Below are 12,003 nucleotides of genomic sequence, written 5' to 3' on the forward strand. Positions count from 1 at the left end.
GCGCGGTCCGCAGGGGCCGCGCCTTTTGCTTTGGGCTATTGCGTCAGCGATTGCAGCAGGTCGTTGATCTTGTCGCCGAGGGTTTCCTGCTTCTTCGGCGCGGGGGCGGGCTTCACCAGCTGTCCGTTGACAACCGGCACGCCGCCCTCGGGGATCGGATCGCCGGCCTGCCATGCCTCCCCGGGGGTCGCGTTCGGGCCGGCGGGTGCGCCCATGCCGCGCCATTCCGAGGGATCGGCCATCGGCAGCGGGGTCGATGGCTCGCCCGCCTCGACGCGGGTCATCACCTCGTGCCAGATCTCGGCGGGCAGGCCGCCGCCGGTGACGCCGGTCAGCGGGCGGTTGTCGTCATAGCCCATCCAGACGCCGGTGACGTAATCGGCGGTGAAGCCGATGAACCAGGCGTCGCGCGCGGCCTGCGTGGTGCCGGTCTTGCCCGCGACCTCATGCCCCTTCAGGTCGGCGCGGCGGCTGGTGCCCTGCAAGACGCCCTGCCGCATCATCCAGATCAGCTCGCGCGCGGCCTTTTCGGAAATCACCCGCTCGCCGATGCCGCCGTCCGCGCCGAAGAGGGGCGCGTCGTCGCCCTTGAGCTTCAGCTCCGTCAGCCCGTAGGGCTTGACCGAGGAGCCGCCGTTCAGGATCCCCGCATAGGCGCCGGTCATTTCCAGCAGCGTCGATTCCGACACGCCAAGCGCCACCGCAGGTCCCGCCGCCAGACTGGAGGCGAAGCCGAAATCCGTTGCCACCTTGCGCACGGCATCCAGCCCCACCGATTGCGCCACGCGCACCGTCGCGGTGTTGATCGAATGCGCCAGCGCCAGCCACAGCGGGATCGAGCCGCGATAGTTGTTGGTGTAGTTCTTCGGCGACCACGGCCCGGAACCCTTGACGTTGATCGTCAGCGGCGCGTCCAGAACCTGCGTGTCGGGCGTCCAGCCCAGATCCAGCGCCGCCGCATAGACGAAGGGCTTGAAGGTCGAGCCGGTCTGCCGCATCGCCTGCGTCGCGCGGTTGAACGCGCCCGAGACCTTGGTCTTGCGCCCGCCGACCATCGCCCGCACCGCTCCGTCCGAGGACATGACGATGACCGCGGCCTCGGCGGCGGAGCTGTCCTTCACCTTGCGCTCGAACACGTCCTGCAGGGCCTGTTCGGCGGCGATCTGCAGGCGCTGGTCCAGCGTCGTCTCGATCCGGACGTCCTCGGTCGTGCCCTTGGCGAGGAATTCGGGCAGGCTGTCCATCACCCAGTCGGCGAAATAGCCGCCGGCGCGGGCCTGTGCGGCGTCGGACAGCGTGGCTGGATGGGCGAGCGCCTCGGCATATTGCGCATCGGTCAGGTAGTTCTGTTCGTGCATCAGCGCCAGCACCGTCGCCGCCCGGTCCTGGCTGCGTTTCAGGTTGTTCGTCGGCGCATAGAGCGAGGGCGCCTTCAGCAGCCCGGCCAGCATCGCCGCCTGGCTCGGGTTCACGTCCCTGGCCGGAACGCCGAAATAGCGTTGCGCCGCGGCCTCGAACCCGCGCGCCCCGGCGCCCAGATAGGCGCGGTTCAGGTAGATCGTCAGGATCTGCGACTTGGTGTATTTGAATTCCATCGCCAGCGCGTAGGGAATTTCCTTCACCTTGCGCCACACACCGCCGGAGCGGCAGTCGTTTTCATAGGCGGCCTCGGTCTTCCATTGCTTCGGATCGTATTTCACGCCGAGGCACAGGAGTTTCGCCACCTGCTGCGTGATGGTCGAGCCGCCGTTGCCTTCCAGCGGGCCGCGCCCCTGCGAAAGGTTGATCCGCACCGCCGAGGCGACGCCGCGCGGCGAGACGCCGAGGTGGTTGTAGAAGCGGCGGTCCTCGGTCGCGATGATGGCGTTGCGCAGGTTGGGCGAGACGCTGTCGGCGGTGACATTGCCGCCATAGGTTTCGCCGCGCCAGGCAAAGACCTCGCCGTGGCGGTCATACATGGTGACCGAGCCGCGGTTCCGCCCGTCCAGCAGCGCGGTATATTCCGGCAGTTGCGAAAAGAAGTAGAAGGTCGCCACGCCCAGAATCAGCAGCACCACCGTCGTCGTGCGCCAGGCGATGCCCCAGATGACCCGGTAGAAAAGCTGCATCAGTCCGACCAGCGCGCCCGAGATCAGGCCGCGCTTCGGCTTGCGCGGCCCGCCGGAGCCTGTGCGCGCCGGCGCAGGTTTCGCCGCCTTCTTGCCTTTCGACGACGTGGTGGCGGCGGGACGCCTGTCCGCCACCAGCGACCTGTGCCGCCCGCCTGTTTCCGCCATTGCCCGATCCGTTCTTGTGTTTCATGACAACTTACAGGCAAAGCACATATTTGTGGAGCGGGAAGCGTTCACGTTTCCGTCCGCAACGTGCCTGTTATTTGCGCGTATTGCCTAAAAAACCGCGCCATAAGTGACTGAAGGACAGGCAGTTCGCATCTAAAAGGGCCACATAGCTTGTCTGGAACGCGCCTTGGGCGCCTTGATGCGGCGTGCGGTGCCCGTACTGGCATCAACGCTGCTGACCTATAGAGAAGGGATATCCAGTGAAACTGATCATTGCAGCAGTCAAGCCGTTCAAGCTCGAAGAGGTGCGCGAGGCGCTTACCGCAATCGGCGTGCGCGGCATGATGGTGACGGAAATCAAGGGCTTCGGTGCTCAGTCGGGCCACACCGAAATTTACCGCGGAGCAGAATACGCGGTCAATTTCGTGCCGAAGGTCAAACTGGAAATCGTCGTGCCCGATGCGCTGGCAGACGAGGTTGTCGATACGATTCTGAAAGCGGCGAAGACCGACAAGATCGGCGACGGCAAGATCTTCGTGCTCGACGTGGCGCAGGCTGTCCGGGTCCGGACCGGCGAAGCCGGCGACGACGCGCTCTAGGAAACGCTCAGGGGATGTGAACGAAATGAAAAAACTCTCAATGATTACGGGGCTCGCTTCGGCGTTTGCCCTCGCGGCGCTGCCGGCGCTGGCGCAGGACGCCGAGGTGGTCGAAGCCGTGGTCGACACCATCGACAGCGGTGATACCGCGTGGATGCTGATGTCGACGGCCCTCGTGGCCTTCATGATCTTCCCGGGCATCGCGCTGTTCTATTCGGGCCTCGTGCGCGCCAAAAGCGCGCTGTCGCTGATCGTCCAGACCGCCCTGATCGCCTGCACCGTGATGGTGATCTGGGTCGTCTACGGCTATTCCTTTGCCTTCGGCCCGTCGGAAGGCATGTTCTTCGGCGGCTTCGGCAAGGTCTTCCTGTCCGGCGTGACCGCCGATTCGCTTTCGGGCACGATCCCGGAATATCTGTTCATCGCCTTCCAGATGACCTTCGCGGCGCTGACCCCCGCGCTGATCATCGGCGGCTTCGTCGAACGTGTGAAGCTGTCGGGCGCGGTGCTGTTCTGCGCGCTGTGGGTGACCTTCGTCTACTTCCCGATCGCCCACATGGCCTGGGGCGGCGGTCTGTTCGGGACCTGGGGCGTGATGGACTTCGCCGGCGGCACCGTGGTTCACATCAACGCCGGTATCGCCGCGCTGGTCGGTGCCTATGTCATCGGGCCGCGCATCGGCCTGGGCAAGGATCTGATGGCGCCGCATTCGCTGCCGCTGACCTTCATCGGCACGTCGATCCTGTTCGTCGGCTGGTTCGGGTTCAACGCCGGTTCGGCTGCCGCCGCTGACGGTAGCGCTTCGCTGGCGATGCTGAACACCTTCACCGCGACCGCCGGTGCGACGCTGGCCTGGTGCCTCGTGGAAACCCTGACGCGCGGCAAGGCCTCGGCGCTTGGTGCCTGCTCGGGCGTCATCGCCGGTCTCGTGGCCGTCACCCCGGCCGCCGGCTTCGTCGGCCCGGTCGGCGCGATCTTCCTCGGCGCGATCGGTTCGATCATCTCCTTCTTCTTCGTCGCCGTGGTGAAGAACAAGTTCGGCTATGACGACAGCCTCGACGTCTTCGGCATCCACGGTGTCGCGGGCTTCGTCGGCGCCATCCTGACCGGCGTCTTCGCGGCTCCGTCGCTTGGCGGCGTGGGCTTTGAGGAAGGCGTGACGATGGGCGCCCAGGTCTGGGTGCAGATCAAGTCGGTCGCCGTGACGATCGTCTGGGGCGTGGTGGTGTCGTTCATCCTCTACAAGATCACCGACGTGATCGTGGGGCTGCGCGTTTCCGCGGATGACGAGCGTCAGGGCCTTGACCAGACCTCGCATGGCGAAAGCGCCTACCACCTGTGATTCTTCACAGAAGGACGAAACGGAAAGGCCCGGGAAACCCCCGGGCCTTTTCATGTCAGTCGATATGCTGGGCGGCGGCGGTTCCGGCCTCGCGCGCACCGGGACGGCGGAGGAACACGACAAGCGGGATCGCCGCCAGCGTCATCCACATCATCGCCTTGAAGTCGTCGATATAGCCGATCATCGAGGCCTGCTGCGTGACGATCTGGTTGATCATCGTCCAGAAGGCACCCTCGCCATATTGCATCTCGATCGCGCGGATCGTGCCGGCAAGGGATCCCCCGGTCAGCGCCGAGAAGTTCGGATCGTAGGCCGAGATGCTCTGCGCCAGTTCCGCATGGTTGATCTGCGTATTGCGCGTCAGCAGCAGCGTCACCACCGAGATCCCGATGGAGGAGCCGATATTGCGCACCAGACTGAACAGCGCCGTGGCGTCGCCCCGGAAGCGCGCCTCGATCGTGGCGAAGGCGACGGTGGACAGCGGCACGAACACCAGCCCCAGCCCGAAGCCCTGCACGAGGCCAGACACGATGATCAGGTGCGAATCCATCTCGGGGCCGAAGCCGGTCATGATCTGCAACGACCACGCCGTCAGCAAGAGCCCCGCCACCACCATCAGGCGCGGATCGACGACGCGCACCAGCCGCCCGGCCAGAATCATGGTGATCATCGTGCCGACACCGCGCGGCGCCATGACCAGCCCGGTGGTGATGACCGGATAGCCGAAGATCCCCGACAGCATCGGCGGCAGCAACGCCAGCGACGCCAGCAGGATGATCCCGACGATGAAGATGAAGATCAGCCCGAGCACGAAATTCCGGTCGCGGAACATCTTTGGGTCGAGGAACGGATGTTCCACCCCCATGATCCAGATGACGAAGACCCAGAAGCCGCAGAGCGCCAGCGCCAGCTCGATCCAGATCTCGACGGCGTTGAACCAGTCGACCTCGCCGCCGCGGTCGAGCATCAGTTGCAGCGACCCGACGCCGATCGCCAGCGCCGCGAAGCCGATGAAGTCGAAGCGCCGGATGCGCCGGGGCATCTCCGGCAGGGACAGCAGGCAGCCCGTCAGCGCCAGCGCCCCGAGCGGCACGTTGATGTAGAACACCCAACGCCAGTTGAGCGTGTCGGTCAGGTAACCGCCGAGCGTCGGCCCGATGATCGGCCCGATCATGATCCCCGCGCCCCAGAGCGCCATCGCCTGCCCGTGCTTCTCGGGCGGGTTGATGTCCAGCAGGAAGGTCTGCGACAGCGGCACGATGGCGGCGCCGAACAGGCCCTGCACCATGCGGAAGAACACCATCGATTCGATGTTCCAGGCGATGCCGCAGAGCATCGAGGTGACGACGAAGCCGATGGTCGAGACGATGAACACCTCGCGCCGGCCGAACCGTTCCGACATCCAGCCGGTCAGCGGCGTGGCGATGGCGGCGGCGACGATGTAGGAGGTCAGCACCCAGTTGATCGTATCCGCCGAGGCGCCCAGATCGGCGCGCATCGAGGGCAGCGCGACATTGGCGATGGTGGTGTCGAGCACCTGCATGATCGTCGCCAGCATCAGCGACAGGGTGATCAGGCCGTGCCGCCGGACCTCGACCAGTGGGGCGGATCCGGACATGGGGTCACTCCTTCACGGTGCCGCCCTCGGCACGCGAAATCAGCTGGTCGAGCCGGGTGGCGGCGCGGGTGTCGACGGTCACCTCGGCCGACAGGCCGGTGCGCAGGCCGGTCAGGTCGCTGCCCTCGGTGAAACGCAGCTTGACCGGGACCCGTTGGGTGACCTTGACCCAGTTGCCGGTGGCGTTCTGCGCGGGCAGGACCGAAAACTCGGCCCCCGTTCCGGCGCCGATCGATTCGATCACCGCCTCGAACTTGCGGCCCGGCAGGCCGTCGAAGCGGATTGTGGCGGTCTGGCCGGGGCGCATCCGGTCGATCTGGGTTTCCTTGAAATTCGCCGTCACCCAGCTGTCGCCGGTCTCGACGAGGGTGAACAGGGTGGCGCCCGCGGACACGAACTGCCCCTGTTTGAAGCTGTCGGCCTTGTAGACGATCCCGTCCGCCGGGGCCTTCACCGTGGCGAGCGTCAGGTCATAGGCCGCCTTGTCGCGGGCGACGATGGCGGCGCGCACGCTGGGATGGTCGTCGGTGATGATTTCGGCATTGCCGCCAAGGGCGGCCAGCGCCGCCTCGGCCGCCTGCTGCGCGGCGGCCAGCGATTCTCGGGCGGCATTGGCATTGTGGCGCGCGCTGTCCAGAAGCGCCTCGGTCCCGGCACCACGGCCGCTCAGCGCCTGCTGACGCTTCAGTTCGCTTTCGTAGTAGCTCAGGCTGTCCTGCTCGGCCTTTTGCTGCGCGAGCGACTGGCGATAGCTGGCGCGGAGCTGTTCGACCCCGAGCCGGGCCTGCGCCAGCGCCGCCTCGGCCTGCGCGAGCGCGAGGTCATAGGGCTGCGGATCGACCCGGAACAGCGGCGTTCCGGCGGTGACCGTCTGGCTGTCGGTCACATAGGCATCGCTGACCCGGCCCGACAGTTCCGAGGCGACAACGATGCGGGCCTGCTGGAAATTGGCGTTGTCGGTCTTTTCATACCGGCCGGAGGACAGCCAGAACCACAGCCCGCCGGCGACGATCACCAGAGGCAGCGCGGCCATCAGCAGTTTCCGGGGGGACTTCTTCTTCTCGGTCTTCTCGGGTTCGTCAGTCATGATCTGTGCCGGGGCTGAGGTTGTTCGTGATCGCCTTCAGGATGGCGATCAGCGTTTCGCGCGTTCCGGGGGGCGTCCCGGCGAGCGCATCGGCATAAAGGGCGTCGGCGATGGATCGTGCCTCGGCAAAGGCGGCTGTCGCCTTGTCGGTGGGGGCGACGAGCTTGATGCGCCGGTCGTGGGGGTCCGCCTCGCGCCGGATCCAGCCGGCCTTTTCCATCCGTTCGGCCAGACGCGAGACGGAGATCGGCTCGATTTCCATGTATTCGGCCAGTCGCGCCTGCGGCAGGGGGCCATGTCTGTGCAATTGCGCGATCACCCGCCATTGCGCGGCGCTGAGGCCAAGCTCCGCCGCGCGCAGTTCGAACCGGCGGCGCACCGCCCGGCCCGCGTCGATCAGCAGAAATCCCAGACTTTCACGGGATGGGTCAGGCATGGCTGTGCTCCTCAGCGGTCAATATCGTGAGCGGGCTTACGATTTCAAGGGCGCAAAGGCGGGGAGGGCCGTGCCTTCCCCGCGGGCAGGCGGGTCAGACGCCCGCCGCGACGATCGCCCGTGCCAGAACCGGAACGCTTTGATCGTTCAGCCCGGCGATGTTCATACGGGAATCGCCGACGATGTAGATGGCGCTGTCGCGGCGCATCTGTTCGACCTGTTCGGGCGTCGCGCCGAGGCGCGAGAACATCCCCCGGTGCCGGGCGAGAAAGTCGAAACGGTCGGAATTGGTCAGCAGGCGGAGTTCATCCGCGAGTTGCCGGCGCAGCGCCAGCATGCCCGAACGGACCTGTTCCAGTTCCGATTCCCATTCCGCGCGGAGCGCCGGGTCCGTCAGGATCGTCGTCACCACGCGGGCGCCGTGATCTGGGGCGAAGGAATAGGTCTGCCGGTTGAGCCAGGCGAGCGTGCCCTGCGTCACCGCGCGATCGGCGGCATCGGAGAGCACCAGCAGGCAGCCGGTCCGCTCGCGGTAGATGCCGAAGTTCTTGGAGCAGGAGGCGGCGATGAACACCTCGGGCAGGCGGGAGGCGATCAGGCGCGCGCCCGCCGCATCCTCGGCCAGACCGTCGCCGAAGCCCTGATAGGCGAGGTCGATCAGCGGCAGCGCCCCCTTTGCGGCCAGCAGGTCGGCGATGGCCAGCCATTGATCCGCCGTCAGGTTCGCCCCGGTCGGGTTGTGGCAGCAGCCGTGCAGCAGCACGACGTCGCCGGGCTTCAGTCCCTGCAGATCCGCCAGCATCGCCTGAAAATCGACGCTGCGGGTCGCGGCGTCGAAATAGCGGTAGGGGCGATGCGCCATGCCGAGGTAATCGAGGATCGACAGGTGGTTCGGCCATGTCGGATCCGAGGTCCAGACCGTGGCGCCCGGATTGGCGAGACGTGCGAGCTCGAACCCCATGCGGCAGGCGCCGGTGCCGCCCACGGTCTGCAGGGCCGACAGCCGATCCTTGGGATAGTCGGAGCCGAGCACCAGATCCGCCATCGCCGCGTGAAAGGCCGGTTCGCCCGCCAGCGCGGTATAGGTCTTGGTGGTTTCGTCTTCCCAGATCCGCTTTTCGGCGGCACGGACGGCGCGCATGACGGGCGTGAGGCCCTGCGCATCCTTGTAGACGCCGACGCCGAGGTCGATCTTGCCCGGGCGCGGATCGTCGCGGAACATCCCCATCAGCGCGAGGATCTTGTCCGGCGCCTGCGGTTTGAGGGCATTGAGCATCATGCTTCTCCGGTGGCGACCTTGAGGTCGTTGTACATGCCCCATTCGGCCCAGGATCCGTCGTAGACGGACCAGTCGTGATGGCCCGCGCGTTCCAGCGCGAAGGCGAGGATCGAGGCGGTGATGCCCGACCCGCAGCTGGTGATGACGGGTTTCGACAGATCGACGCCCGCGGATTCAAAGGCCGCGCGGATCTGGTCGGGGGATTTCATCGTGCCGTCGGGGTTGAGGACCTGACCGAAGGGCAGGTTCTTCGCCCCCGGAATATGGCCCGAGCGCAGGCCGGGGCGCGGTTCGGGCACCGATCCGGTGAAGCGGTCATGCGCGCGGGCATCGACGATTTCATGATCGCCGAGCTTCGAGGCGCGGGCCACCTGCGTCACGTCCTGCACGCGCTGCGGTTGGCGGTTCACGGTCATGTGCCGGTCCTTGATGACCGGGGGCAGGGCGTCGACCGGGCGCCCCTCGGCCAGCCATTTCGGCAGGCCGCCGTCGAGCACGGCCACATCCGTCTTGCCCATCAGGCGGAAGGTCCACCATGCCCGCGGGGCGGAGAAGATGCCGCTCTGATCGTAGATCACCACCTGATGGCCGTCGCCCACGCCCATCGCCCGCAGGCGCGAGATGAACTTTTCCGGTGGCGGCGCCATATGCGGCAGCGAGGAGCGGGTATCCGCGATCTCGTCGATGTCGAAGAACCGCGCACCGGGGATATGCCCGGCGGCGAAGGCGGCCTTCGCATTCCTGTCCGAACCGGGCATGAACCAGCTTGCATCCAGAATCCGCAGATCCGGGTCATGCAGATGCGCTTCGAGCCAGTCGGTCGAAACCAGTGTCTTGGGGTCATCCACGGCCATCACGCCCTCCTGATCACGCCTTTGGGGCGGTATTCAGGCGATTGCTTAGCCTTCCGGGAGGATGCGGGCAAGGGATATGGGTCAGCCCTGCTGCTTCAAAAGGCGCTGTTTCTGCCGGTTCCAGTCGCGTTTGGCCTCCGTCTCGCGCTTGTCGGCGAGCTTCTTGCCCTTGGCGACGCCGATGGCGAGCTTCACCCGTCCGCGGTCGTTGAAATACATCTTCAGCGGCACGATGGTCATGCCCTCGCGCCGGACGGCGTTCCACAGGTCCGACAGCTGGCGTTTCGACACCAGCAGCTTGCGGCGGCGGCGTTCCTCATGCCCGAAGACGCCGGCTTCCTTGTAGGCGGCGATGTAGCCGTTGATCAGCCACAGCTCGCCATTCTCGACCGAGGCATAGCTTTCCGCGATGTTGGCCCCGCCGCGGCGGAGCGATTTCACCTCGGACCCGGTCAGCACGATGCCCGCCTCCAGATCGCTCTGGATCGCGTAATGGTAGCGCGCCTGCCGGTTTTCGGCGATCAGCTTGGAATTCGGGTCGGATTTCTTGGCCATGATCCGGTGGAGATAGGCGACAGGGGGCCTTCTGTCCAGTGCCGCGGCGGGCGATCACTTTTATGCAGGGGAACCGGATCGGTGATGCCGGCGCGCGACATTGCGCTATCATCCGGGAAAAGGAGGCCGGCATGGCGCGAAACTCCAGTCATCCCGGGTGGGCAGATGTCACGCCCCGGGCGATGTTCCTGAACCGGCGCGCGCTGATGGGCGGGGCGTTGGCGGCGGGGTTCGTCGGCCCGGCGGCGGCGCGGATCGCGGCCACCCCGTCGCCCTATTCGACCGATGCGGCGCCGAATACTCTGGAAGAGATCACCTCCTACAACAACTTCTACGAATTCGGCTGGAACAAGGGCGACCCCAAGGCCAATGCCGGGCGGCTGACCATCGACCCGTGGTCGGTGGAGATCGGCGGTCTGGTCGAGCGCCCGGGCAGCTATCCGCTGGACGATGTTCTGCGCGCCGCCCCGGCCGAGGAGCGCATTTACCGTTTCCGCTGCGTCGAGGCATGGTCGATGGTGATCCCGTGGATCGGCTTTCCGTTGTCGGCGCTGCTCGACCGGGCGGGGGTGCAGCCGGGGGCGAAATATGTGGCCTTCCAGACGCTCTATCGTCCGGCCGAGATGAACAACCAGACGGCTCTGAGCGGAATCGACTGGCCCTATGTCGAGGGGCTGCGGATCGACGAGGCGATGCATCCGCTGACGATTCTGGCCTCGGGGCTGTATGGCGATCCGCTGCCGCGGCAGAACGGCGCGCCGCTGCGGCTGGTGGTGCCGTGGAAATACGGCTTCAAGTCGATCAAGAGCATCGTGAAGATCACCCTGACCGAGGCGCCTCCTCCCACCACATGGCAACGACTGCAGCCGCAGGAATACGGCTTCTATGCCAATGTGAACCCGCAGGTGGATCATCCGCGCTGGTCGCAGGCGACGGAGCGGCGGATCGGCGGCGGGCTGTTCGCCTTTGCCAGCCGGCAGCCGACGCAGATGTTCAACGGCTATGGCGAAGAGGTCGCGGCGCTGTATGCCGGGATGGATCTGCGGAAGTTCTATTGATGCGGAAGGTTCCGGTGGGCGCGGTCTATCTGGCGGGGCTGGTGCCCTTGGGGTGGATCGTCTGGCTGGTCGTCTCGGGCGGGATCGGCGTCGATCCGGTGAAGGAGATCGAGCACCGTCTGGGCAAGATCGCGCTGTGGTTCCTGTTCGGCGGGCTGGCGATCACGCCGCTGCGGCGTTTCCTGCGGGTCGATCTCATGCGCTATCGCCGCGCGGTGGGGTTGGTGGCGTTCTTCTACGTGGGGTTGCACGTTCTGGTCTGGCTGGTGCTGGACATGGGGATGCTGTGGGCGCAGGCCTTGGGCGATCTGGTGCGGCGGCCCTATTTGTTTTTCGGGCTCGCGGCGTTGTTGCTGCTGCTGCCGCTGGCGCTGACCTCGAATACCGCGTCGATCCGCCGGCTGGGGCGGAACTGGCGGCGGCTGCATCTGCTGGTCTACCCCGCGGTGGCGTTGGCCGTGGTGCATTACCTCTGGCAGATGAAGGTGGTGCAGCCGCAGGGATGGCTCTGGCTGGCGGGATTCGGGGTGCTGATGGCGCTGCGCGCGGTGCCGCGGCGGCGGTGACGCGGTTTCCGTTTCGCGGAATCAGGGGATTCCGGACAGTTTCTTGCGCAGGGGGGGGCGGGCTGATCCGGCGGAATCGCGTCGTAAGATTTATTCTTATATATCATGTGGTTGCGGAATAATTCCGGGGCTCCATGACATTTTTTTAAAATCAGGGTTGCGCGTTGTCTGCGCAGGCCCTAGATAGCCCCTCACCGAAGCGGCGCAGGTTGCTGAGGCGGGACGGCGGCGGTGACGCGGTTGGTTCTGGAGATGGTGGATGTTGGCTGGGTCGCCAAGGGATTGGCGGACTGGTTGCTTTTGTTGTCTTGGCTCTTTGACATTGATGGA

At 66.0% G+C, this 12,003-nt stretch carries 11 protein-coding genes; 4 read left to right on the top strand and 7 right to left on the bottom strand.

What is annotated here, in order from left to right; all coding sequences use genetic code 11:
• Window positions 1–35 precede the first annotated feature (35 nt).
• The gene (locus D2T30_RS16860) at window positions 36–2,276 is read right to left on the bottom strand and encodes a transglycosylase domain-containing protein (RefSeq protein ID WP_128209829.1); all 2,241 of its coding nucleotides are present in this window, start codon (window positions 2,274–2,276) and stop codon (window positions 36–38) included.
• A gap of 263 nt (window positions 2,277–2,539) precedes the next feature.
• On the opposite strand from D2T30_RS16860, the gene D2T30_RS16865 reads away from it, so the two are divergent.
• The gene (locus D2T30_RS16865; RefSeq protein WP_128185187.1) at window positions 2,540–2,878 is read left to right on the top strand and encodes a P-II family nitrogen regulator; all 339 of its coding nucleotides are present in this window, start codon (window positions 2,540–2,542) and stop codon (window positions 2,876–2,878) included.
• Between the two features lie 25 nt (window positions 2,879–2,903).
• On the top strand, window positions 2,904–4,220 hold the full coding sequence (locus tag D2T30_RS16870) for an ammonium transporter (protein ID WP_128185189.1): 1,317 nt from the start codon (window positions 2,904–2,906) through the stop codon (window positions 4,218–4,220).
• A 55-nt stretch (window positions 4,221–4,275) separates the two neighbouring features.
• On the opposite strand, the gene D2T30_RS16875 is transcribed toward D2T30_RS16870, so the two are convergent.
• The 6 genes from D2T30_RS16875 to smpB form a co-directional block, all read right to left on the bottom strand.
• On the bottom strand, window positions 4,276–5,838 hold the full coding sequence (locus D2T30_RS16875) for a DHA2 family efflux MFS transporter permease subunit (protein ID WP_128209830.1): 1,563 nt from the start codon (window positions 5,836–5,838) through the stop codon (window positions 4,276–4,278).
• 4 nt (window positions 5,839–5,842) lie between these two features.
• On the bottom strand, window positions 5,843–6,925 hold the full coding sequence (locus D2T30_RS16880; protein WP_128209831.1) for an HlyD family secretion protein: 1,083 nt from the start codon (window positions 6,923–6,925) through the stop codon (window positions 5,843–5,845).
• Window positions 6,918–7,361 (bottom strand): MarR family winged helix-turn-helix transcriptional regulator, encoded by a 444-nt coding sequence (locus tag D2T30_RS16885; protein ID WP_128185195.1) that lies wholly within the window; start codon window positions 7,359–7,361, stop codon window positions 6,918–6,920. Before D2T30_RS16885 ends, D2T30_RS16880 begins: the two co-directional genes overlap by 8 nt.
• A 94-nt stretch (window positions 7,362–7,455) precedes the next feature.
• Complete coding sequence (locus D2T30_RS16890; protein ID WP_128209832.1) at window positions 7,456–8,637, bottom strand: amino acid aminotransferase; 1,182 nt, start codon at window positions 8,635–8,637, stop codon at window positions 7,456–7,458.
• Window positions 8,637–9,494: a 3-mercaptopyruvate sulfurtransferase gene (sseA, locus tag D2T30_RS16895; RefSeq protein WP_128185199.1), complete on the bottom strand. Its 858-nt coding sequence runs from the start codon at window positions 9,492–9,494 to the stop codon at window positions 8,637–8,639. Before sseA ends, D2T30_RS16890 begins: the two co-directional genes overlap by 1 nt.
• A gap of 81 nt (window positions 9,495–9,575) precedes the next feature.
• Complete coding sequence (smpB, locus tag D2T30_RS16900) at window positions 9,576–10,049, bottom strand: SsrA-binding protein SmpB (RefSeq protein ID WP_128209833.1); 474 nt, start codon at window positions 10,047–10,049, stop codon at window positions 9,576–9,578.
• A 131-nt stretch (window positions 10,050–10,180) separates the two neighbouring features.
• Here smpB and msrP point away from each other — a divergent pair, with 131 nt between their 5' ends.
• Together msrP and msrQ are read left to right on the top strand one after the other, a co-directional pair.
• Entirely contained in the window at window positions 10,181–11,107 is a 927-nt protein-coding gene (msrP, locus tag D2T30_RS16905) for a protein-methionine-sulfoxide reductase catalytic subunit MsrP (protein WP_128209834.1), read from the top strand.
• Complete coding sequence (gene msrQ, locus D2T30_RS16910) at window positions 11,107–11,673, top strand: protein-methionine-sulfoxide reductase heme-binding subunit MsrQ (RefSeq protein WP_128209835.1); 567 nt, start codon at window positions 11,107–11,109, stop codon at window positions 11,671–11,673. Before msrP ends, msrQ begins: the two co-directional genes overlap by 1 nt.
• Window positions 11,674–12,003 lie beyond the last annotated feature (330 nt).

This window comes from Paenirhodobacter populi, from assembly GCF_004022215.1.
In the GTDB taxonomy this organism is placed as follows: domain Bacteria; phylum Pseudomonadota; class Alphaproteobacteria; order Rhodobacterales; family Rhodobacteraceae; genus Rhodobacter; species Rhodobacter populi.